21 protein-coding genes are annotated in these 21,280 nt (G+C 65.1%); 1 reads left to right on the forward strand and 20 read right to left on the reverse strand.

Features of this window, described 5'->3' with window-relative positions:
• Positions 1-36 precede the first annotated feature (36 nt).
• The 10 genes from ACRQ5Q_RS33720 to miaA form a co-directional block, all read right to left on the reverse strand.
• Positions 37-1,749 carry a sulfatase-like hydrolase/transferase gene (locus ACRQ5Q_RS33720; protein WP_439394248.1) on the reverse strand — a complete coding sequence of 571 codons (1,713 nt, stop codon included), beginning with the start codon at positions 1,747-1,749 and terminating at the stop codon, positions 37-39.
• Positions 1,750-1,983: 234 nt separating this feature from the next.
• Positions 1,984-2,418 carry a hypothetical protein gene (locus tag ACRQ5Q_RS33725; protein ID WP_439369924.1) on the reverse strand — a complete coding sequence of 145 codons (435 nt, stop codon included), beginning with the start codon at positions 2,416-2,418 and terminating at the stop codon, positions 1,984-1,986.
• A gap of 44 nt (positions 2,419-2,462) precedes the next feature.
• Positions 2,463-3,482 carry a ketol-acid reductoisomerase gene (ilvC, locus tag ACRQ5Q_RS33730; protein WP_439394250.1) on the reverse strand — a complete coding sequence of 340 codons (1,020 nt, stop codon included), beginning with the start codon at positions 3,480-3,482 and terminating at the stop codon, positions 2,463-2,465.
• 133 nt (positions 3,483-3,615) lie between these two features.
• A complete protein-coding gene (locus tag ACRQ5Q_RS33735) occupies positions 3,616-4,218 on the reverse strand; it encodes a LysE family translocator (protein WP_439369926.1) in 603 nt (200 codons plus the stop codon).
• 7 nt (positions 4,219-4,225) lie between these two features.
• Positions 4,226-5,092 carry an EamA family transporter gene (locus ACRQ5Q_RS33740; protein WP_439394252.1) on the reverse strand — a complete coding sequence of 289 codons (867 nt, stop codon included), beginning with the start codon at positions 5,090-5,092 and terminating at the stop codon, positions 4,226-4,228.
• Positions 5,093-5,138: 46 nt separating this feature from the next.
• A complete protein-coding gene (locus ACRQ5Q_RS33745) occupies positions 5,139-5,834 on the reverse strand; it encodes a class I SAM-dependent methyltransferase (RefSeq protein ID WP_439369928.1) in 696 nt (231 codons plus the stop codon).
• Between the two features lie 3 nt (positions 5,835-5,837).
• A complete protein-coding gene (gene ilvN, locus ACRQ5Q_RS33750) occupies positions 5,838-6,380 on the reverse strand; it encodes an acetolactate synthase small subunit (protein ID WP_080139379.1) in 543 nt (180 codons plus the stop codon).
• A 23-nt stretch (positions 6,381-6,403) separates the two neighbouring features.
• On the reverse strand, positions 6,404-7,375 hold the full coding sequence (locus ACRQ5Q_RS33755; RefSeq protein ID WP_439394254.1) for a threonine dehydratase: 972 nt from the start codon (positions 7,373-7,375) through the stop codon (positions 6,404-6,406).
• Between the two features lie 223 nt (positions 7,376-7,598).
• On the reverse strand, positions 7,599-9,374 hold the full coding sequence (locus tag ACRQ5Q_RS33760) for an acetolactate synthase 3 large subunit (protein ID WP_439394256.1): 1,776 nt from the start codon (positions 9,372-9,374) through the stop codon (positions 7,599-7,601).
• A 327-nt stretch (positions 9,375-9,701) separates the two neighbouring features.
• The gene (gene miaA / locus ACRQ5Q_RS33765) at positions 9,702-10,643 is read right to left on the reverse strand and encodes a tRNA (adenosine(37)-N6)-dimethylallyltransferase MiaA (protein ID WP_439369932.1); all 942 of its coding nucleotides are present in this window, start codon (positions 10,641-10,643) and stop codon (positions 9,702-9,704) included.
• Between the two features lie 11 nt (positions 10,644-10,654).
• Here miaA and serB point away from each other — a divergent pair, with 11 nt between their 5' ends.
• Positions 10,655-11,560: a phosphoserine phosphatase SerB gene (serB, locus tag ACRQ5Q_RS33770; RefSeq protein ID WP_439394258.1), complete on the forward strand. Its 906-nt coding sequence runs from the start codon at positions 10,655-10,657 to the stop codon at positions 11,558-11,560.
• A gap of 139 nt (positions 11,561-11,699) precedes the next feature.
• Here serB and ACRQ5Q_RS33775 read toward each other — a convergent pair whose 3' ends face one another.
• From ACRQ5Q_RS33775 to ACRQ5Q_RS33820, 10 genes are all read right to left on the reverse strand, one after another.
• Positions 11,700-13,208, reverse strand: a complete 1,509-nt coding sequence (locus tag ACRQ5Q_RS33775; RefSeq protein WP_439369935.1) for a Do family serine endopeptidase — start codon at positions 13,206-13,208, stop codon at positions 11,700-11,702.
• Between the two features lie 144 nt (positions 13,209-13,352).
• Positions 13,353-13,559, reverse strand: a complete 207-nt coding sequence (locus tag ACRQ5Q_RS33780) for a DUF2065 domain-containing protein (RefSeq protein WP_439369936.1) — start codon at positions 13,557-13,559, stop codon at positions 13,353-13,355.
• 71 nt (positions 13,560-13,630) lie between these two features.
• Entirely contained in the window at positions 13,631-14,527 is an 897-nt protein-coding gene (hflC, locus tag ACRQ5Q_RS33785) for a protease modulator HflC (RefSeq protein ID WP_439369938.1), read from the reverse strand.
• Entirely contained in the window at positions 14,524-15,666 is a 1,143-nt protein-coding gene (hflK, locus tag ACRQ5Q_RS33790; protein ID WP_439369940.1) for an FtsH protease activity modulator HflK, read from the reverse strand. Before hflK ends, hflC begins: the two co-directional genes overlap by 4 nt.
• A gap of 152 nt (positions 15,667-15,818) precedes the next feature.
• Positions 15,819-16,328: a dihydrofolate reductase gene (locus ACRQ5Q_RS33795; protein WP_439369942.1), complete on the reverse strand. Its 510-nt coding sequence runs from the start codon at positions 16,326-16,328 to the stop codon at positions 15,819-15,821.
• Positions 16,328-16,813 (reverse strand): GNAT family N-acetyltransferase, encoded by a 486-nt coding sequence (locus ACRQ5Q_RS33800; protein WP_439394260.1) that lies wholly within the window; start codon positions 16,811-16,813, stop codon positions 16,328-16,330. Before ACRQ5Q_RS33800 ends, ACRQ5Q_RS33795 begins: the two co-directional genes overlap by 1 nt.
• Positions 16,814-16,874: 61 nt before the next feature.
• Positions 16,875-17,669, reverse strand: a complete 795-nt coding sequence (locus tag ACRQ5Q_RS33805; RefSeq protein ID WP_439394261.1) for a thymidylate synthase — start codon at positions 17,667-17,669, stop codon at positions 16,875-16,877.
• A 171-nt stretch (positions 17,670-17,840) separates the two neighbouring features.
• Positions 17,841-18,824, reverse strand: a complete 984-nt coding sequence (locus ACRQ5Q_RS33810) for a tripartite tricarboxylate transporter substrate binding protein BugD (protein ID WP_439394263.1) — start codon at positions 18,822-18,824, stop codon at positions 17,841-17,843.
• 120 nt (positions 18,825-18,944) lie between these two features.
• The gene (locus ACRQ5Q_RS33815) at positions 18,945-20,462 is read right to left on the reverse strand and encodes a tripartite tricarboxylate transporter permease (protein ID WP_439369946.1); all 1,518 of its coding nucleotides are present in this window, start codon (positions 20,460-20,462) and stop codon (positions 18,945-18,947) included.
• 4 nt (positions 20,463-20,466) lie between these two features.
• Positions 20,467-21,228: a tripartite tricarboxylate transporter TctB family protein gene (locus ACRQ5Q_RS33820; RefSeq protein ID WP_439394264.1), complete on the reverse strand. Its 762-nt coding sequence runs from the start codon at positions 21,226-21,228 to the stop codon at positions 20,467-20,469.
• Positions 21,229-21,280: the final 52 nt, after the last annotated feature.

Here is a 21,280-nt window from a genome sequence, read left to right on the forward strand (position 1 = left end):
CGCGGCAGGTTGACGGTCCGCGACCCGAGCGAGAGGCTACAGCCCCCGGATCATCCCCGCATTGATCAGCAGCCGGTTCAGCCGCCGCGCTTCCGCGCCGTCCTTGCAGCCGTAGAAAAGACCCTTGCAGCGGAGCATGATCGTCTTCTGCTCGGCAAAGGACGGGTCGAGCGGAATGCCGGCGGCTTCCTGGATCACCAGCGGCAGATAGGGGCCGTCGATCGTGTCCATTACTGCCTCGCTCCTGACCGGCTCGAAATTGACGGCGTCGATGGCGTAATAGGTCGCGTAGAGCCGCGGATCGTAGGCGTCGAGCTTCTTGCCGATCGCGCCCTCGTCGAGCCCGGGCTCGAGCAGGTTCGGCGCAAATTCAGGCTGATGATCGCCATAGCGCACGATCAGGAAGGGCTCGCCGGGAAAGGTCTTCTTCAGGCCGGCAACGAACGCCTTGTACTGCTCGGCGCTCATCTCCTGTCGGCGCAGATATTCGTCGATCGACGCCGCATTGCCCGGCGCGCGCCAGTTCGGCAGCAGGTCCGGGCGGAAGCGCGTTTCCCAGGGGAAATGATTGGCGCCGAGATAGATGAAGGTGAACAGCGGCTTGTTCGGCGGCTGCTGTCCCATCAGCTGGAGCGCCTTTTCGTAGAAGAAGCTGTCGGGCTCGACGTCCTTGGCACCGAGATCCTTCGAATCGAGAAAGCGCTCGATGCCGGTCGTCATCTGGAAGCTGCGCGCGCCCATGAAGCCGCCATGGGCGGGATAGAGAGACAGCGTGTCGTAGCCGCAGCGGCGCAGCGCCAGCGGCAGGCCGCGCTCGACGCGGTTCGAGGCAATGCGCGTCACGAAATAGGCGAAGCGGCCGAACGAGCGCGAGGAGAGCCCTGCGAGCACGTTGTATTCGGTGAACCAGCTCGGCCCGCCATTGCTCTCGGCGAGGAACGTGCGCTGCTTGCCGTCCCACGATTTGAAATGATCGCCGTAGCGCGGCGGCACCTTGATGCCCTGCGCGGCGCGGATGTCGAAGCTGGATTCATCGTGGATCATGATGATGTTCGGCCGGCGGCCGGCGGGATGGCAGGCATCGACCAGCGGCATGTCGAGCCGCTCGTTGGTCGCGGCCGCAGACTCCATGAGACCATACTGGATGAAGTCGGAGACCGAACTGACGCCGGAGCGGAAGAATTTCGAGAGATAGCCGTCGTCGTAATAGCCGCGCCAGGCCTCATCCGGACGATAAAGCGAATAGCCGACCAGCGCGGCGAGACAGGCGAGCTTGCAGGCGAGCGCCGGCAGGCGGCGGATGCGGAACGGATCGAGCCACCACAGCGCATACATCAGCGGCAGCGTGACGAGGCCGGCCAGGATCACCGACCAGCGCAAATTCGGGAAGATCGTGAACAGGAACGCGACGGTGTCGCGGTCGATCATCATCAGGTCGATGAAGTTGACGGTCATCTGGACGACGTCGTGCTTGAGCCGCGAGAGCAGCACCAGCAGGACGACCATGGTCAGGGACAGCGCGCCCGACAGCGCCGGGCGCCGCAACAGCGTGATCCAGAAGAAGTTCAGGATGCCCCAGGCAAGAGCGAAGGACAGGCGCGAGCCGAAATCGGTCTCCGTCTCGTACATCAGCGCCAGCGCAGCCAGATGCGGCGCTGCAACGGCGAGCAGCCGCCAGATGCCGAGCGCGGCGACGCTCGCCAGTACGGCGGTCGTGGCAGAAGGACCTGGATTCGGCGCGGACGCCATCGACGGCACGCAACTCTGGTCCGGCGCGGGTATGCGAAGCCGTCTGGCCGGTCCTCGAGACGGCTAGGGCGTCCGGCGCAGCCGGAAACCTGCACCGTGTCATAAAACTGTAACGGAATGGTCAATGACAGGCAACGTGCGCCGCGGCCCGACCTTCGCTTAATGGCGGTGGGTGGCGAAGCGCCGCGCGCCTTGTGCCTCAGCCCTTAACGATCCCCGCGAGGAAAAGGTCGATCACCCCGTCCGCCCACCGCTCGACCTCGCTCTCCCCGACGCCCCAGCGAGGAAACGGCCGCCGAGGTTCATCCGGGCGAAACCGTAGACCAGGGCGCAGCCGGCAATCTGGATGCGCTTGAGGTCGGTCGACCGCAGCAGGCCCTGGGCGGCGCGGCCGAAATAAAGAGCAGGATCCTTAGCCTTGAAGACGCATCGCTTTTGATGAAATCGGGCTTCTGAAAAAGCTCTGAAAACGACGCGATGCCAAGAATGTGGTTTAAGCGTCAGTTCTTGGCGCTCTATGACCGCGCCAACTCGCGAAGAATTTGAATGAAGCAACAATGCTTCGCGCGAGAAGGAAAGAGCGAGACCGCAGTCCGCGATCTCGCTCCACCATGGCCGCGACGGTTTAAGATTTGGTTTGGCGAGTGAAGCTTGTGCTTCGCTCGTCATTCCGGGGCGCGCGTTAGCGCGAACCCGGAATGACGGCGTAGCCGTCAGTTCTTCGACTTGTCGACCAGCGCGCCCTTCTTGATCCAGGGCATCATGTCGCGCAGCTTCGCGCCGACCTCCTCGATCGGGTGCGCGGCGAGCTTGGCCCGGGTGGCCTTGAACGAGGTCTGGTTGACCTTGTTCTCGAGCATCCAGTCGCGGGCGAACTTGCCGCCCTGGATGTCGGCGAGGACCTTGCGCATCTCCTTCTTGGTCTCGTCGGTGATGATGCGCGGACCGGTGACGTACTCGCCGTACTCGGCGGTGTTGGAGATCGAGTAGTTCATGTTGGCGATGCCGCCTTCATAGATCAGGTCGACGATCAGCTTCACCTCGTGCAGGCACTCGAAATAGGCCATCTCGGGCGCATAGCCGGCTTCGACCAGGGTCTCGTAACCGCCCTTGATCAGCTCGACCAGGCCGCCGCAGAGCACCACCTGCTCGCCGAACAGGTCGGTCTCGCACTCTTCCTTGAAGGTGGTCTCGATGATGCCGGCACGGCCGCCGCCGATGGCGGAGGCGTAGGAGAGGCCGAGGTCATGGGCGTTGCCCGAGACGTCCTTGGCGATAGCGATCAGGCAGGGCACGCCGCCGCCGCGCTGATACTCCGAGCGCACGGTGTGGCCGGGGCCCTTCGGCGCGATCATCAGCACGTCCAGGTCGGCGCGCGGATCGAGCAGGTTGAAGTGGACGTTGAGCCCGTGCGCGAACACGAGGGCGGCGCCCTTCTTCATGTTGTCGTGCAGGTGCTCGCGATAGATGTCGCCCTGGAGTTCGTCCGGGGTCAGCATCATGACGAGGTCGGCCCATTTGGCGGCTTCCGCAACTTCCAGCACCTTGAAGCCGGCAGCTTCCGCCTTCTTGGCCGAGGCCGAGCCCTTGCGCAGCGCAATGGCGACTTCGTTGACGCCGGAATCCTTCAGGTTGAGCGCATGGGCGTGGCCCTGGCTGCCGTACCCGACGATGGCGACCTTCTTGCCCTTGATCAGGTTCAGGTCGGCGTCGCGATCGTAATAAACACGCATAGGTCGTTTCCTCGTTCAGGGCCGAAATCGGCCGATGGTCAGTGTCCGAAGGGTGAAATTTGCGGATTTCGGGGGCTGTCTAGAGCATTTTCAGCCCTGAGGGAAACCCGTTTCTGCATGGAAATCCGCGACATCATGCATCCATGAAAACGGGGTAGAGGGAGGCCAGCAGCAGGATCGCCATCAGGATATTGAAGGCGCGGACCAGTCGCTCGGAGGTCAGGATCGGCCGCAATGCAGTGCCGAACAGCGCCCAGACCACGGTCGAGACGGTGCCGACGAGCAGGCTGATCAGGGTCTGGATCACGATGTTGATGGGAAAGTGGGCAATCGCCGCGTAAGCGGTGATGGTGCCGATCACGATCACCCAGCCCTTGGCGTTGATCCACTGGAACATGGCCGCCCCCCAAAACGTCATCGGACCGCGACCGTCTTCCTCGCCCGGCCTGGTCGGACCGGACATGCCGATCACCGCGGCAAGATAGATCAGGTAGACCGCACCGGCGTATTTCAGAATGCCCTGGAGGATCGGATAGGCCAGGAACACTGTGCCAAGCCCGAGGCCCACGGTGGCCACCATGAAGGCAAAGCCGATGACGATGCCGACGATGTGCGGGATGGTGCGGCGGAAGCCGTAGGTCAGGCCGGAGGACAGCAGCATGATGTTGTTCGGCCCGGGCGTGAAGTACATCACCACCATGAAGGCAAGGAAGGCATAGAACAGCGAGTAGGCCATGTTCACCTCACGCCGTCTTCGGCAGGACTTGCGGGCGCTTCGCCAGCACCATCACGGCGATACCGCCGATCACGGTCAGCATGCCGGCGAGGCGCAGCGGGCCGAACCGTTCGCCGAACACGATGCTGGAGGCGGCGGAGCCGACGAAGGGCACCAGCAGCGCGAAGGGCACCACCTGCGCCGCCGGATGGTCGCGCAAGAGACGGCCCCACAGCCAATAGGCAATGCTGGTGGAAATGCCGCCGAGCATCAGCATGCAGAGCGCCGATCTCAGCGACATGTGCGTCAGCGACGTCCAGGTCGAGGCCGGCCCGTTGGCGATCAGCGCCAGCGCGAACAAAGGCACGGCCGAGGCGAGGCACAACCAGGCGAACAGGTCGAACATCGGCACGCCGCGGGCGCGGCGCAGCAGCAGATTGCCGACGGCAAAGCTGACCGGCGAGATCATCAGCACCGCAAAGGCGGGAACGCTGAAATCATAGCCGACGGTGCCGCAGATCATCAGCAGGCCGACCGCAGCCACGACGATGCCCAGCGTCTGCATCGGCGTCGGCCGCTCCCCGAACGCGAGCACGGCAAAGCCGATCGTGAACAGCGCCTGGCTCTGCACGACGACGCTCGTCAGGCCCACCGGGGCGATGCCGTAGGCCTGCGACAGGAACTGACCGAGGAACAGCGTGAAGCTGATCGCGATCAGCAGCGACCAGGCGACCTTCGGCCTGCGGACAAACAGGCACGGCACCGCGGCGATCGTAAAGCGCAACGCCGTCATCAACTCCGGCGACAGCTCGTCGAGCGCGATCCGGCTCGCCAGGAAGGCAAGCCCCCAGATGATCGCCACCATGACGGCGATGAGGATGTCGGCCGGCTTCATTGTTCTTTACGGTTCTGCCTTGTCGTGCAGCCCTGTTTGTTTCGGTCTAGCCTTGCTCGCCGGCTTTCGGTTTCCGCAGCAGATACGTGCCGTGCATCGGCGCGTGGTAGTCGGCCGAGACCAGCGTGAAGCCGACGTCGGTCAGCATCCGCTCCATCACCCAGCCGAAGGTGGAATACTCGTCGCGCATGTGCGCCACCACGCCCTCGCGCGAGAAATCGTGGTTTTTGATCTGAAAGTCGGCCCATTGCTCGACGTCGCGCTCGACGGCGTCAGGCATCGACGCGTAGACGATGTCGCGCAGGTAAAAGCTCGCTCCCGGCTTCAGCGCGCGAAAGATCCGCGACATCGCCACCGCCTTCCAGAAATCCGGCAGGTGATGCAGCGTGAATTCGCTGACGATGAGGTCATAGGACTCGGGTCGATAAGCGAAGCTGAGCAGGCCGGCGGACTGGGTGCGCACCGGCGCCTTGCGATCGCGTGCGTAGATCTCGGCGAGCGCCAGCATCGCCGGCGAGATATCGATGGCGTCGACCTCGGCGCCCATCAGCGCCGCCTCGGTGGCAAGCACGCCATTGCCGCAGCCGATATCGGCGATGCGCCATCCGCGCTGGACCCCGAGCGTTTTCAGCGCGGCGCGCGCACGCAGATCGGCATCGTCATGGTTGTCGTAGATCGACGCCACCGCGGGCTCGATCCCCATCCGGTTCCGCTCGTTGTAATACCAGTCGCGCGCCAGCATGGTTCACATCCCCTCAGGCCCGCGACCGATCGCGGCAACACCCGTGCGCGAGACCTCGACGAGGCCGAGCGGGCGCATCAGGTCGATAAACTGGTTGATCTTGTCCGTATTGCCTGTGATCTCGAACACGAAGCTCTCGGTGGTGGCGTCGATCACCCTGGCGCGGAACGCGTCCGCGAGCCTGAGCGCCTCGACCCGATGCTCGCCCTGCCCGCGCACCTTCACCATCGCGAGCTCGCGCTCGATCGAGCGCTTGGTCTGGGTCATGTCGACGACCTGGTAGACCGGGATCATGCGGTCGAGCTGGTTCTTGATCTGCGCGATCACCATCGGCGTGCCCGTCGTGACGATGGTGATGCGCGACAGATGTTTCTGAGCCTCGGTCTCCGAGACCGTGAGGCTCTCGATGTTGTAGCCGCGACCAGAGAACAGGCCGATGACGCGCGCGAGCACGCCCGGCTCGTTCTGCACGAGCACCGCGAGCGTATGCGTCTCGTTGGGATCGTGGCGGTCTTCGATGAAATAGGCGGATGCGGGCTGGTTCATGGTCGTCCCCTCTTGTCTCTCCGTCACGCCAATGCCGGCGCGTCCGTCCCGACCCAACGGCGGAACAGATCGAAATCGATATTGCCGCCGGACAGCACGAGACCGACGCGCTTGCCCTTCAGCTTGCTCTTTTCCTGCAGCGCCGCCGCCAGCGCGGCTGCGCCGGCACCTTCGGCGAGATTGTGGGTGTCGGTCCAATAGGCGCGGATCGCGGCGGCGACCTCGTCGTCGGTGACCTGCACGATCCGCGCAGCCCCCTTTCGGATCAGCGCGAACGCGTCCTCGTCGGGGATGCGCGTTGCCATGCCGTCGGCGCGCGTGTTGCTGGTCTCGGTCGTCACGATCTTGCCGGCCGCGAACGACAGCGCATAGGACGGCGCTTCCGTCGACTGCACGCCGACGATCTCGGTCTTCATGCCGAGCAGGTCGCGCGCCATGATGCAGCCGCAGATCCCGGAGCCCTGCCCGATCGGCACGTAGAGCACGTCGAGATCGGGTGCGGACCTGAACAGCTCCAGTGCGTAGGTCGCGACACCCAGCACGAGGTCAGGATGGAACGACGGCACCATGTGAAGCCCGGCGAACTGCGCGCGGCGCTCGGCTTCCTCGCGTGCCGCCTGAAAGTCCTCGCCGTGTTCGACGAGCTCGGCACCAAAGGCCTTCATCGCGCGGTTCTTCTCGACCGAGTTGCCGCGCGGCACATAGATTACCGCCGGCACGCCGTGGCGGCTTGCGGCAAAGGCGAGGCTCTGACCATGGTTACCGCGCGTCGCGGAGATGATGCCCGGCGTATTCGGCCGCTCGCGCTTCAGTCGTTCGAGATAGACGAGGCCGCCGCGCACCTTGAAGGCGCCGATCGGCGTGTGGTTCTCATGCTTGACCACGACCTCGGTGCCGAGCCGTTCAGCGAGTAGCGGCCAGCCGCGCGCCGGCGTTGCCGGCACCGCCTGCCCCACGATCGCATGTGCGCGCTCGAGCTCCGTCAGGTCGAACATTGTAGCCCCACGGTCGGTCTGCTCCCTCGCCCCGCTTGCGGGGCCGCGACGAGCTTCGCTCGCGCTGAGAGGGTAGGGGTGAGGGGGAGTCTCCACGGGGACGGTGCCAGCTGGACTCGCGGAGACTCCCCCTCGCCCGGATTGCGCTTACGCGCAATCCGGCCTCTCCCCGCAAGCGGGGAGAGGCGAAGGAAGGCCGCTCGTCGCTGCTGCATCATCGCGCTTACACCAGAGCCTTGCCGGCGGCGAACGCCTTGGCCGTGGCTTCGTCGTTGGCCTGCTCCGGCAACAGCATCTCGTTGTGCGCCTTGCCGGAGGGGATCATCGGGAAGCAGTTTTCGAGCGCGGCGACGCGGCAGTCGAACAGTACCGGGCGCTTGACCGAGATCATCTCCTGGATCGCGCCATCGAGATCGCCCGGCTTGTGCACCTGGAGGCCGACGGCACCATAGGCTTCCGCGAGCTTCACGAAATCCGGCAGCGCCTCGGAGTAGGAATGCGACAAGCGGTTGCCATGCAGCAGTTGCTGCCACTGGCGCACCATGCCCATGTACTGGTTGTTGAGGATGAAGATCTTGATCGGCAGCTCGTACTGAACCGCCGTCGACATCTCCTGCATCGTCATCTGCACAGAGGCGTCGCCCGCGATGTCGATGACGAGGCTATCCGGGTGCGCCACCTGCACGCCGACCGCGGCCGGCAGGCCGTAGCCCATGGTGCCGAGACCGCCCGAGGTCATCCAGCGATGCGGCTCCTCGAAGCCGTAGAACTGCGCGGCCCACATCTGGTGCTGGCCGACCTCTGTCGTGATGTAGGTATCCTTGCCGCGCGTCGCCTCGAACAGGCTCTGGATCGCGTGCTGCGGCAGGATGACGTCATTGCTTTTCTTGTAATAGAGCGAGTTGCGGGCGCGCCACTGCGCGATCTGCTGCCACCACGACCTGATGTCCGGCCTCTTCGCCTCCGCCTTGAACACCTGGAGGATGTCGCCGAGGACGTTGCCGCAGTCGCCGATGATCGGCACGTCGACGCGGATGTTCTTGTTGATCGAAGACGGATCGATGTCGATGTGGATCTTCTTCGAGCCCGGCGAGAACGCATCGACGCGGCCGGTGATACGGTCGTCGAAGCGCGCGCCGACGCACAGCATGACGTCGCAATCATGCATCGTCATGTTGGCCTCGTAGGTGCCGTGCATGCCGAGCATGCCGAGCCAGTTCTTGCCCGAGGCCGGATAGGCGCCGAGGCCCATCAGAGTCGAGGTGATCGGAAAACCGGTGACCTCGACCAGCTCGCGCAGCAACCTGGTCGCTTCGGGGCCGGAATTGATCACGCCGCCGCCGCTGTAGATCACGGGACGCTTGGCGTTCGCGAGCAAAGAGACCGCCTTGCGGATCTGCGTCGCATCGCCCTTGACGCGCGGCGCGTAGGACCGGTGCACGTCGGACTTGCGCGGCGGATGATAGGTGCCGGTTGCGAACTGCACGTCCTTGGGCACGTCGACCAGCACCGGGCCGGGACGGCCCGAGGTCGCAACGTAGAAGGCCTCATGCAGGATCTTGGCGAGGTCGTTGACGTCGCGCACCAGCCAGTTGTGCTTGGTGCAGGGACGCGTGATGCCGACCGTGTCGCATTCCTGGAAGGCGTCATTGCCGATCAGATGCGTCGGCACCTGGCCGGAGATGCAGACCAACGGGATCGAGTCCATCAGGGCGTCGGTCAGCGGCGTCACCATGTTGGTGGCGCCGGGACCGGAGGTCACCAGCGCAACGCCGGGCTTGCCGGTCGAGCGCGCATAGCCCTCGGCGGCGTGGCCCGCGCCCTGCTCGTGGCGGACCAGGATGTGCTGGACCTCGCTCTGCTGGAAGATCTCGTCATAGATCGGAAGCACCGCGCCGCCGGGATAGCCGAAAATGTCGGTCACGCCATGATCGATGAGCGCGCGGACGATCATCGCGGCGCCGGTCATCTGGTTCGGATCGTGGCTCTTGTCGCTCATTGGCTTGCTCCGGATGCGCTGTTGTCAGCGGCTTTGTTCAGTCTGGTTCGGGAAATAAAAAAGGCCCCGAAGAGGGCCCATGCACACCGCCTGTCTTGTGGATGGCAGCTAGCCATCCCCGGCGGTGTACCTCGGTACGACGGCGATGAGGAGTTTGGTAATAATATTACGCATGGCGGGCGCCCGGCTTCCCAAAGGTTGCGCGAAACATAGCGGCCAAAGCTTGGATGTCAAGGCAATGCGGCCGTTCCCGCGCGATTTTGGCAGTGTAGCGGCGTTCCCGGGCTTCGGCGAGAGGTAAATTCGGGAACTCGGCACAAATGCGCGTCAGTCCCGCTCCCGCTCCGCGCTCACCGCCGCCGCGAGCCATCCCCTCGCCTCCTCCGGCTTGACCCATTCGAATTCCGGCAATTGATGCCGGAACCAGGTGAACTGGCGCTTGGCGTAGTGGCGGGTGTCGGCACGGCCGGTCGTGGCGGCCTCCTCCAGGCTGAGTTCTCCGCGCAGATGCCGGATCAGCGCCGGAACGCCGTGGGCCTTCATCGCCGGCAGCAGCGGATCAAGACCGCGGGCGGCGAGCCGCTCCACTTCCCGCAAGGCGCCACCGCCCAGCATGGCATCAAATCGGGCGTCGATGCGGGCATAGAGGTCGTCGCGCTCGGGAGCGAGGAATACCGCGCGAAAACTGTGCCTGGGCAACAGCGGCGGCTGGCCCTCCTGATGCCAGTCGAGCAGCGAGCGCCCGGTCGCTTCGACCACCTCGAGTGCGCGCGCGATCCGGGTGCGGTCGCGCAGGTTCAATCGCCCGGCGGCGCGCGGATCGCGGGCGGCGAGTTCCCCATGCAGCGCCTCGACGCCGTTCCGCTCCAGCCGCCCCCGCACGTCCTCGCGCACCTCGGCGGGGATTGGCGGCACCACGGAGAGGCCGGTCGTCAGCGCCTTGAAATAGAGCCCGGTGCCGCCGATGAAGATCGGCAACCGGCCTTCGGCCCGCGCCTCCTCGAGCGCCTTCGCAGCATCCACGACCCAGCCCCCGGCCGAGAAATTCACGGCCGCATCGACATGGCCGTAGAGGCGGTGCGGAACGCGCGCCTCATCGCCATGGGTCGGACGTGCCGTGATGATGCGGAGGTCGCGATAGACCTGCATGGAATCGGCATTGATGACAGTGCCGCCGGCGCTGAGCGCAAGCTCGAGCGCCAGCGCTGACTTGCCGCTGGCGGTCGGGCCTGCGATAAGCACGGCCTTGCTCGAATGCCCCTCACTCACGAAAACCTCAAATGTCGCTCGTCGCCACGCTGATCTGCCACCCTGACAACCCCGCGCTCGACTCTACCATCGTCGACGGCGCTCGCGCCGTCCTGCCTCAGGCAGCTCCCGCGCACTGGCTGTTCGACGGGGTTGCCGTCGACATCCCCTTCGGCGCCGACAGTAACCTCGAAGGCGACCGCCACGCCATCGAGCAGCGGTTGCGCGAGCTTCGCGGCGACCTGCCGATCGACATCGTCGTGCAGCCTGCGCGCTTCCGGCGCAAGAAGCTTTTTCTCGCCGACATGGATTCCACCATGATCGGCCAGGAATGCATCGACGAGCTCGCCGACCTCGTCGGGATGAAGGCCCATGTGGCCGCCATCACCGAGCGCGCGATGCGCGGCGAGATCGAGTTCGAGCCGGCGTTGCGCGAGCGCGTCGCACTGCTGAAGGGCCTTCCCGCCAGTGTCGTCGACGAGGTGCTGGACAAGCGCATCACGCTGACGCCGGGCGGCCCTGAGGTGGTGGCGACCATGCGCGCGCACGGCGCCTATACCTGCCTCGTCTCCGGCGGCTTCACGCTGTTCACGAGCGCCGTCGCCGCCAAGATCGGCTTCCAGGAGAACCGCGCCAACGAGTTGGTCGTGCGCGACGGCAAGTTCACCGGTGAGGTCAAGGAGCCGATTTTGGGCCGCGCCGCGAAGCTGGCGACGCTGGTTGATTTGATGGAGTCCTTCGATCTCGACGACGTCGACTCGGTCGTGGTCGGCGATGGCGCCAATGATCTGGCGATGATCCAGGCGGCCGGGCTGGGCGTGGCCTATCACGCCAAGCCGGCGGTGGCAGCGGCCGCAGCGGCGCGGATCGACCACGGCGATCTCACCGCGCTGCTCTATGCGCAGGGGTATCGGCGCGACGAGTTCGTCGAGAAGTAGCCTCTCCCGTCTTCTCTCGCCACCCGCTCGGCAGCCGTCGGGTAGGAAAAGGCGCGCTTGCGCCGTGCCCGCCACCCTTGCTGCAACGGTGGAAGGCGGGCACGCTTCGCTTTGCCCACCCTGCGGGACCGTGCCTCGACTACTGCACGCTCAGCGCCACGAAGCGCAGCTCGCCGTCGGCGTTCGAGACCAGCAGCAGCACCGACTTCTTGCCGTCCTTCTTGAGCTGGTCGACGCGCTTCTGGATATCGGCACCGCTGGAGACCGCTTCCTGGGCGACCTCGACGATGACGTCACCGGCCGAGAGGCGCTTTTCGGCGGCATCCGAATTGGCCTCGACATTGGTGACGACCACGCCCTTGACGCTCTCCTTGATCTTGTAGCGCGTGCGCAGGTCCTTGTTCAGCGCCGCGAGATCGAGACCGAGCGCCTTCTGCGTCACCGGCTTCTCGGGCGCCGGCTCGTCGGTCTTCACCGCGGCCTGCACCTTCTCGGGATCCTGCAGGCGGCCGAGCGTGACCTTCTTGGTCTCTTCCAGGCCCTTGCGGATGATGACGACGTCGACCTCCTTGCCGACCGCGGTATCGGCGACGACGCGGGACAGGTCCTTCGGGTCCTTGACGTCCTTGCCGTCGAACTTGACGACGACGTCGCCGGGCTCGATGCCGGCGGGCTTGGCCGGGCCCTTGTCATCGACGCCGGCAACCAGCGCGCCGCGCGGCGGCTTGATGTTGAGGCTCTCGGCGATCTCGTCGGTGACGCCCTGGATGCGCACACCCAGCCAGCCGCGGCGCAGCTCGCCGAACTGGCGGAGCTGGTCGACGACGCCCGCGACCGTCTTCGACGGCACGGCGAAGCCGATGCCGATCGAGCCGCCGGAGGGCGAGATGATCAGGGTGTTGACGCCGATGACATCGCCTTCGAGGTTGAACAGCGGGCCGCCGGAATTGCCGCGGTTGATGGCCGCGTCGGTCTGGATGTAGCTGTCATAGGGACCGGAAGAAATGTCGCGGTTCTTGGCCGAGACGATGCCGGCCGTCACCGTGCCGCCGAGGCTGAACGGGTTGCCGATCGCGACCACCCAGTCACCGAGGCGCAGCTTGTCGCTGTCGCCGAACTTCACCGCGACCAGCGGCTTGGTCGGCTTGAACTTCAGCACCGCGAGGTCGGTCTTCTTGTCGACACCGACCAGCTCCGCCTTGATCTTGGTGCCGTCGTTGAGGATGACGTTGATCTCGTCGGCATCCGCAATGACGTGGTTGTTGGTAACGACGACGCCCGACGTGTCGATGATGAAGCCGCTTCCGAGCGAATTGGTCTTGCGCGGCGGGCCGCTGCCATTGTCGCCGCCCTTGCTGCCGCCACCGGGGCCGCGGCGGTTCTTGAAGAAGTCGTCGAAGAATTCCTCGAAGGGCGAGCCGGGCGGCAGTTGCGGCATGGTGTTGGCGCCGCTCTTGGCCTCGACGGTCTGCGAGGTCGAGATGTTGACCACGGCGTCGATCACCTTCTCGGCGACGTCGGCGATGCCCTCCGGTCCGCGCGCCTGAGCCGGGGTGCCGAGCGCGCAGAAAGCACTGACGGCGAGCGCGGCCAGCCCAATTCGCACACCATGGCGCAAGCGGGTTGGGGCAATGATGGCAGCGGTCATTGTGATCTCCAGAGAATAAGGATTCGGCGCCAGACTGCGCTCGAACGGGGGCATGGCGCAAGCGCGGACCTTAACGGGTGTCAACCACCCGCATAATATGGCGAAAACCGGCTTCTCGCCTTCACTTTGGCGTTGGCTTTGCGGCTAAATCGGGCGACGCATAACCCAGATCAGAATCAGGCCGGCGACGGCCGAACCGATCCCCACCGCCCGCAGGACGTGGTCCGGAGTGGCCATCGCACTCTTCATGGCCTTGCGCATCCAGTTTGGACTTGCCGCAAACATCAAGCCTTCCAGCACGAACAGGATGCCTAAGCCGATGAGGAAGTCGGCGAACGCAATGGACCTCATCGGATTGGAACCTCCCGTGATGCTGTTCTTGTCGGAACGAAGGGCGGCCAGAACGGCCGCCCCTGTCTAGCTTAGGGCTTCGCCGGCGGCGCGTCGGCCGTCTTGCCGGCCGGGCTACCGAAATACCGGAAGAAATCCGAATCCGGCCGCAGCAGGAAGCGGGTATCGTTCGACTTCAGCCCGTTCTCATAGGCCGTCATCGACCGATAGAAGGCGAAGAAGTCGGCATCCTTGCCGTAGGCTTCGGCGAACAGGCGGTTGCGCTCGGCATCGCCGACGCCGCGCGTCTGCTCGGCCTGCGACCTCGCTTCGGCCTCGATCACGGTCGCCTCGCGGTCGGCCTTCGAGCGGATCTCCTGAGCCTTCTGGCCGCCCTGCGCGCGGAACTCGGCCGCCTCGCGCTCGCGCTCGGTCTTCATGCGCAGATAGACCGCCTGGCTGTTCTGCTCCGGCAGGTCGGCGCGCCGGATCCGGACGTCGACGACCTGGATGCCGTAGCCGTCGGCCTCGCGATCGAGCTGGTCGCGGATGCGCAGCATCAGCTTCTCGCGGTCGTCGCGCACCACGTTGATGAAGGTGACCTCGCCGAGCACGCGGCGCAGCGCCGCATTCAGGAGCGTGGTGAGCTGGATGTTGGCGGCCTGGATCGAGCCGACGCTCTGATAGAAGCGCAGCGCGTCCTTGATGCGGTAGCGCGCGAAGGCGTCGACGACGAGCCGCTTCTGGTCGGACGCGATCGCTTCCTGCGACGGGTTCTCCAGATCGAGAATCCGCTTGTCGATGTTGATCACCGAATTCCACGGCGCCTTGAAGTGCAGGCCGGGATCGGTGACGACGTCGACGGGCTTGCCGAACTGGAGCACGATGGTCTGTTCGGTCTGCTGTACCGTGAACAGCGACATGTAGCCGACGACCACGACGACCAGGAGTCCGAGCAGCGTGACGATGCCTGTGACCGGAGACCTCATCGGTTGCCTCCGCTCGACTGCTGGCCGGCGGCAGGCGGCCGCCTGGTCGTCAATTCATTGAGAGGCAGATAGGGCACGACGCCCTGGCCGGAGGGGCCGCCGTCATAGACGAGCTTGTCCGCGCCGCCGAGCACGCGCTCCATCGTCTCGAGATAGATCCGTTCACGCGTCACGTCGGGCGCCTTCTTGTATTCCTCGTAAACTTTGAGGAAGCGCGCGCTCTGGCCCTTGGCCTCGGCGACCGCCTGCTCCTTGTAGCCTTCGGCGGCCTGCAGGATCTGCGCCGCACGTCCGCGCGCCTGCGGCACGACCTGGTTGGCGTAGGTCTGTGCTTCGTTCTGCAGCTGCTCGAGATTGGCACGCGCCGCCTGCACGTCACGGAAGGCGTCGATCACCTGCGCCGGCGGGTCGACCTTCTGCATCTGCACCTGGGTGACGAGAATGCCGGCGCCGTAGCTGTCGAGCGTCTTCTGGATCAGCTCCTGCACGCCCTGCTCGATCGTGGTGCGAGCGCCGGTCAGGATCGGCTGGATCTGCGAGCGGCCGATCACCTCGCGCATCGCGCTCTCGGCCACCGCCTTCACGGTGCCTTCGGGGTTCTGGATGTTGAAGAGGAAGTCGCCGACGCCGCCCGGGTCCGGCTTGATGCGCCACAGCACGGTGAAGTCGACATCGACGATGTTCTCGTCACCGGTGAGCATCAGGCTCTCCTCCGGCACGTCGCGGATGGAGCGGCCGCGCCGCGCCGGATCGTCGATCAAGGTCATGCCGATGGAGATGGTGTTGACGCGCAGCGCCTTCGGCAGCAGCACGGTCTCGATCGGATAGGGCAGATGATAATTCAGGCCGGGGTCCACGGTGCGGACATGCTTGCCGAAGCGCAGCACGACACCGCGCTCTTCGGACTGCACGCGGAAGAAGCCCGACAGCAGCCAGAACGCGATGATGAGCAGGATGATCAGCGTGATGCCGACGCCGGAGAAATAGCCGCCCGGCATGATCTGCTGAAGGCGGTCCTGGCCGCGCCGCAGAAGATCTTCCAGATCCGGCGGCCTCGGCCCGACCGGTTGCGGGCCTGTGCCCCATGGTCCTTTCGGACCCGAGCCCCATGGGCCACCGCCCTGATTCTTCCACGGCATTCGACGCTCTCCTCGGCAGGGTGAGATGCCCCTGCCCGCTTTGTCCGGTCCGGCTTTATAGGGGACAGGCAGGTCCCTTACAACGCGGCCTTGGCCGCCTTTCGAGCTAAGCCCGAAGGCAGAAAAGTCAATGTTAACATTGCCGAATGCGGTTAACGGGGCGACCGCCGACGATATGTCACATAGGAGAAGTCGGCGCTGTCGTCGGGGCCGGCAGGATGACGGACGCGCGCCATCTCGTCCCATTCTGCCTTGTCGATGTCGAAACGGGTGTCGCCGTCGGGCCGCGCATGCACTTCGGTGATTTCGAGGCGACCGGCACGATCGAGCCATTGCCGATAGATCTCGGCGCCGCCGATCACCGCGATCTCGGTGACCGAACGCCGCAGGGCATCACCGCGCGCGACCGCCTCCGCATCCGCAGCCGAGGTCGTGACGACGGCTCCTGCGGCGCGATAAGCCGCATCGCGCGTGATGACGATGTTGGTACGCCCGGGAAGCGGACGAGGCAGGGATTCGAAGGTCTTGCGGCCCATGATTATGGGCTTGCCGATCGTGAGCGCCTTGAAGCGCGCCATGTCGGACTTCAAGCGCCACGGGATCGCGTTGCCGGCGCCGATGACGCCGTTTTCCGCAATCGCAACGACGAAGACGATCTCCATCAGGACTTGCTCCCGGCGAGCCGCGTCAGCGCAGGACCGGTGACGCGGCACAGTGTCCAGTCGTCCATCATCACGGCGCCCAGCGACTTGTAGAATGCGATCGACGGCGCGTTCCAGTCGAGCACGGCCCATTGCAGCCGCGACCAGCCGTTGTCGACGCATTCCTTCGCCAGATAGACCAGCAACGCCTTTCCGAGGCCCTTGCCGCGATGCGACGGCCGCACATAGAGATCTTCGAGATAGATGCCGTGGCGGCCGCTGAAGGTGGAAAAATTGGCGAACCACACCGCAAAGCCGACCGGCTCGCCGTTCCACTCGGCGATCGCGCAATAGAGTTGCGGCCTCTCGCCGAACAGCGCCTCCGCGATGTCAGCCTCGGTCGCCTCGAGCTCGTGCGACAGCTTTTCGTACTCGGCAAGCTCGCGGATGAAAGCAAGAACGAGCCCGGCTTCGCCGGAGCGCGCGCGGCGGATGTTGACCGACATCGCTTTAAAGAGCCCGCATGATCATATCGGAAAACCGCTGCACACTTTTCCGGATCATGCGTTAGACCGCGACTTCCGCCTTGATGTGCGGATGCGGATCGTACCCCACCAGTACGAAATCCTCGTAGCGGAAGGAGAAGATATCCTTCACGTCAGGATTGATCCGCATCACCGGCAGCGCGCGCGGTGCTCGCGTGAGCTGAAGCCGCGCCTGCTCGAGATGGTTGGAGTAGAGATGGGTATCGCCGAGCGAGTGCACGAAGTCGCCGGGCTTCAGGCCGGTGACCTGCGCGACCATCATGGTGAGCAGCGCGTAGGAGGCGATGTTGAAGGGCACGCCGAGGAAGACGTCGGCCGAGCGCTGATAGAGCTGGCACGACAGCTTGCCGTTCGCGACGTAGAACTGGAACAGCAGGTGGCAGGGCGGCAGCGCCATCTTCTCGACATCCGCCGGATTCCAGGCGGTGACGATCAGCCGGCGGGAATCCGGGGTGCGATTGATCATGTCGACGACATTGGCGATCTGGTCGATGCTGCGCCCGTCGGCGGTGGGCCAGGACCGCCACTGATGGCCGTACACCGGGCCGAGATCGCCATTGGCGTCCGCCCATTCGTCCCAGATGGTGACGCCGTTGTCGCGCAGATATTTGATGTTGGTGTCGCCCTTCAGGAACCACAACAGCTCGTGCACGATGGCCTTCAGCGGCAGGCGCTTGGTGGTCAGCATCGGGAAGCCGGCCGACAGGTTGAAGCGCATCTGGTGGCCGAACACCGACAGCGTGCCGGTGCCGGTCCGGTCGGTCTTTTCGGCGCCGTCTGAAAGAATCCGCTCGAGCAGGTCCTGATATTGGTGCATGTGCGATAGAGCCTTTGGGGAAGCGGCGAACTTAACCGCCACCCCCGCGCTGCGACAGCGGCGATTCGCTGGTCCCACAGATTATACAAGGAAAAGGTGAGCGTTCCCGCGGCAAACGACAAGGGGCGGAACTCAGCGTCCCGGCCCTCCCTATCGACCTGAAAGTGCTGGCTAAGTTGCCGGCTTGAGCACCGGGCTCCATTTGGCGATTTCGTTTTTGACGAGGGTCGCCAGCGCCTCCGGCGTCCGGTCCTTGGGCGCCGGGATGACGCTGCCGAGCTCGAGCAGGCGCTTCTTCACGTTTCCGTCGTCGAGCGCCTTGATGGCTGCGGCGTTCAGGCTTGCGATGATCGCGGGCGAAGTTCCCTTGGGCGCGAACATCGCGTTCCAGGCCTGGGCGTGGAACGCAGGCAGCCCCGCTTCCGTCGTGGTCGGCACGTCCGGCAGCGACGGATTGCGCTCAAGCGTTGCGATCGCATAGGCCTTGATGGTACCGGCGTTGATCTGCGGCACGGCATTGACGATCTGGTCGCACATGTAATCGACCTGGCCCGCCACCAGCGCATTCATCGCGGGGCCGGTGCCGTTGAAGGGCACGCCAACGGGCTTGACGCCGAGGATGGAGTGCAGGAGCTCGCAGGAGACGTGCGAGACCGAGCCGACGCCGGCATGCGCGGCGTTCACCTTCTCGGCATTGGCCTTCACGTAAGCCACGAAATCCTTGAGATCCTTCGGCGGAAGGTCCTTGCGCGCGAGGATCAGGATCGGTGTGCCCGCGAGCAGCGCGATCGGCTCGAAATCCTTTTCGGGATGATAGGCGAGCTTCGGATAGAGCGGCACGGACGCCGCATGCGTGCCCATATGCCCGGTGATGAGCGTATAACCGTCATTGGCGGCACGCGCGGCGCGCGTGGTGGCGGTGGTGCCGCCGGCGCCGACCACGTTCTCGATGATGATGCTTTGGCCGAGCGTCTGCGCCATGTGTGCGGTGACGATGCGCGAGATGACATCGGTCGGCCCGCCGGCGGCGAACGGCACGATCATGGTGATGCTGCGCGTCGGATAGTTTTGCGCCTTCGCAGGTGCGACAATGGCGCACAGCGATGCGAGCGCGGCAGCACATGCGCCCGTAGCAAGCGCGCGAAGAGAGGTCATGTCGTTTCCCCGGAACACAAACAAAATGCCGGCCACGAGGGCCGGCATTTTCATGTCACGAAGACATTACATACGTCGATTCGACTTCCGAATGCGGCGCGCGGACGCAGGGCGCAGCGATCAATTCTCGGACTCGGTAAACACCTCGTCGCGCTTTGCACGCAGCACCGGCAGCACCGTGAGGATCAGCAGGCTCGCTGCGACGGCCAGCAGCACCGCCGACAGCGGACGCGTCAGGAACACGCTCCAGTCGCCGCGCGAGATCAGCAGCGCACGGCGCAGGTTCTCCTCCATCAATGGTCCCAGCACCATGCCGAGCAGCAGCGGCGCCGGCTCGAAATCGTGCTTGATCAACCAGTAGCCGACGAGCCCGAACACGCCGGCGAGGATGACGTCGACGGGCGCGTTGTTCACCGAGTAGATGCCGATCGCGCAGAAGATCACGATCGAGGGGAACATCAGCCGGTAGGGCACGCGCAACAGGCGGACCCAGATTCCGACCAGCGGCAGGTTGATGATGATCAGCATGAGGTTGCCGATCCACATCGAGGCGATCATGCCCCAGACGAGATCCGGCTGCTTCTGCATCACCTGCGGACCCGGCACGATGCCGTGAATGGTCATCGCGCCGACCATCAGCGCCATCACCGCGTTCGGCGGGATGCCGAGGGTGAGCAGCGGGATGAAGGAGGTCTGCGCCGCGGCGTTGTTGGCGCTTTCCGGCGCCGCCACGCCCTCGATCGCACCGCGGCCGAACCGCTTCGGATCCTTCGCGAGCTTCTTCTCGAGCGTGTAGGCCGCAAACGAGGCGATGACGGCGCCGCCGCCCGGCAGAATGCCGAGGATCGAGCCGAGCACGGTGCCGCGCAGGATCGGCGGCGTCGAGTCGACCAGGTCCTTCCTGGTCGGCATCAGGCCGGTGATCTTCTGCTGCACGAGGTCGCGGTTCATCTCGGCGCCGGCGTCGAGATTACGGATGATCTCGGCGAAGCCGAACACCCCCATCGCCACCGTTGCAAAGCCAAGACCGTCGGCGAGTTCCGGAATGTTGAAGGCCATGCGCGAGGCACCGGTCTCGATGTCGGAGCCGACCATCGAGAGCAACAGGCCGAACACGATCATAGCGATCGCCTTCAGCACCGAGCCCTTGGCCAGCACCACCGCGAAGATCAGGCCGAGCACCATGAGCGAGAAATACTCCGCCGGGCCGAACGCCAGCGCGAGCTTTGTCAGCGGCGCGCCGAGCACGGCAATCAAAACGGTCGCGACGCAGCCGGCGAAGAACGAACCGATCGCCGCGATCGCCAGCGCCGGGCCGGCGCGGCCCTGCTTGGCCATCTGATGGCCATCGATGGCGGTGACGACCGATGTCGCCTCGCCGGGAATGTTGACCAGGATCGACGTGGTCGAGCCGCCATATTGCGCGCCGTAATAGATGCCGGCGAGCATGATCAGCGCGCCGACCGGCGGCAGGCCGAAGGTGATCGGCAGCAGCATTGCGACCGTCGCAATGGTGCCGATACCGGGGAGAACACCGACCAGCGTGCCGACGAGGGCACCGATCAGGCACATCAGCAGGTTGATGGGAGAGAGCGCGACGGCAAAGCCGTGAGCGAGGTTGGCAAAGATATCCATCACGCCCTCACTGGATCAGGAAACGCGGAAACATCGGCATCGGCAACCCGAGCACGTAGGGGAACAGGATCGCACAGCCGAGCGTCAGGCAGGCTCCGACGATGGCGGCCTCCAGCCAGCGCGTCTCATGCGACCCTGTCGCTGCGATCATGAAGCTCGCGAAGGCAGTGACCACGAGGCCGAGCGGCCGGATCGCCAGCGCGAAGAACAGGATTGCGACCATCACGAACAGCGGGCCGCGCCAGGAATAATGCGCCATCGACGGCCCGTCGGCCAAAAGGCCGCTCAGGGCGATGGCGGCGGACAGGGCGACCAGAAGCCCGCCGAACATCCGCGGCGCGGTGCCCGCGCCGAAGGAGAAGCCGCGCATGCCCTGCAGATCGCTCGACGCCCACAGCGCGAACAGCGCGACCGCCATCAGAATGACGCCGCCGACATAGTCCTGTGCCGACCGGATGGTCATGAACAGCGTGACGATCGCCACCGCGAGGATCGGATAGGAATAGATCAGCGCCAGCAGCACATCGGAGGACGCCTTCTTGCTCTCACCGCCGGCCGCTCCGATCAGCGCTGCGGGAGCACCCGCGACCAGCGCGGTGGCGTGGCTGATCAGGACGGTCGCCGGGCCGCGCCCCGCGCCCCAGCCGAAGAGGGTCCCGATCGACCAGATGAATTCGAAGATCTGCGGCGCTATCGCCAGCAGGCAGAAACCGATCACCATCCTGGTGTTTCGGGTGGCTGTCGCTGAGTGGCCCATCGTCTCGGCCATGCATGTCTCCTCCGCGACCCGTAAGTCACGAGCACTGTTATTCTAAATCGGC

This window comes from Bradyrhizobium sp. PMVTL-01 (assembly GCF_051861855.1).
Classification (GTDB): domain Bacteria; phylum Pseudomonadota; class Alphaproteobacteria; order Rhizobiales; family Xanthobacteraceae; genus Bradyrhizobium.

What these genes read in the sequence shown, in the direction of transcription:
- ACRQ5Q_RS33780 (WP_439369936.1), bottom strand. Translation starts at nt 13,559, where the DNA reads ATGAGGTCCATTGCGTTCGCCGACTTCCTCATCGGCTTAGGCATCCTG.
- ilvC (WP_439394250.1), bottom strand. Translation starts at nt 3,482, where the DNA reads ATGCGTGTTTATTACGATCGCGACGCCGACCTGAACCTGATCAAGGGC.
- ACRQ5Q_RS33735 (WP_439369926.1), bottom strand. Translation starts at nt 4,218, where the DNA reads ATGGCCTACTCGCTGTTCTATGCCTTCCTTGCCTTCATGGTGGTGATG.
- ACRQ5Q_RS33800 (WP_439394260.1), bottom strand. Translation starts at nt 16,813, where the DNA reads ATGTCGGTCAACATCCGCCGCGCGCGCTCCGGCGAAGCCGGGCTCGTT.
- ACRQ5Q_RS33795 (WP_439369942.1), bottom strand. Translation starts at nt 16,328, where the DNA reads ATGGAGATCGTCTTCGTCGTTGCGATTGCGGAAAACGGCGTCATCGGC.
- serB (WP_439394258.1), top strand. Translation starts at nt 10,655, where the DNA reads ATGTCGCTCGTCGCCACGCTGATCTGCCACCCTGACAACCCCGCGCTC.
- ACRQ5Q_RS33725 (WP_439369924.1), bottom strand. Translation starts at nt 2,418, where the DNA reads ATGACGAGCGAAGCACAAGCTTCACTCGCCAAACCAAATCTTAAACCG.
- hflC (WP_439369938.1), bottom strand. Translation starts at nt 14,527, where the DNA reads ATGAGGTCTCCGGTCACAGGCATCGTCACGCTGCTCGGACTCCTGGTC.
- ACRQ5Q_RS33775 (WP_439369935.1), bottom strand. Translation starts at nt 13,208, where the DNA reads ATGACCGCTGCCATCATTGCCCCAACCCGCTTGCGCCATGGTGTGCGA.
- ACRQ5Q_RS33745 (WP_439369928.1), bottom strand. Translation starts at nt 5,834, where the DNA reads ATGCTGGCGCGCGACTGGTATTACAACGAGCGGAACCGGATGGGGATC.
- ACRQ5Q_RS33810 (WP_439394263.1), bottom strand. Translation starts at nt 18,824, where the DNA reads ATGACCTCTCTTCGCGCGCTTGCTACGGGCGCATGTGCTGCCGCGCTC.
- ACRQ5Q_RS33805 (WP_439394261.1), bottom strand. Translation starts at nt 17,669, where the DNA reads ATGCACCAATATCAGGACCTGCTCGAGCGGATTCTTTCAGACGGCGCC.
- ACRQ5Q_RS33760 (WP_439394256.1), bottom strand. Translation starts at nt 9,374, where the DNA reads ATGAGCGACAAGAGCCACGATCCGAACCAGATGACCGGCGCCGCGATG.
- ilvN (WP_080139379.1), bottom strand. Translation starts at nt 6,380, where the DNA reads ATGAACCAGCCCGCATCCGCCTATTTCATCGAAGACCGCCACGATCCC.
- ACRQ5Q_RS33740 (WP_439394252.1), bottom strand. Translation starts at nt 5,092, where the DNA reads ATGAAGCCGGCCGACATCCTCATCGCCGTCATGGTGGCGATCATCTGG.
- hflK (WP_439369940.1), bottom strand. Translation starts at nt 15,666, where the DNA reads ATGCCGTGGAAGAATCAGGGCGGTGGCCCATGGGGCTCGGGTCCGAAA.
- ACRQ5Q_RS33755 (WP_439394254.1), bottom strand. Translation starts at nt 7,375, where the DNA reads ATGTTCGACCTGACGGAGCTCGAGCGCGCACATGCGATCGTGGGGCAG.
- ACRQ5Q_RS33720 (WP_439394248.1), bottom strand. Translation starts at nt 1,749, where the DNA reads ATGGCGTCCGCGCCGAATCCAGGTCCTTCTGCCACGACCGCCGTACTG.
- ACRQ5Q_RS33820 (WP_439394264.1), bottom strand. Translation starts at nt 21,228, where the DNA reads ATGGCCGAGACGATGGGCCACTCAGCGACAGCCACCCGAAACACCAGG.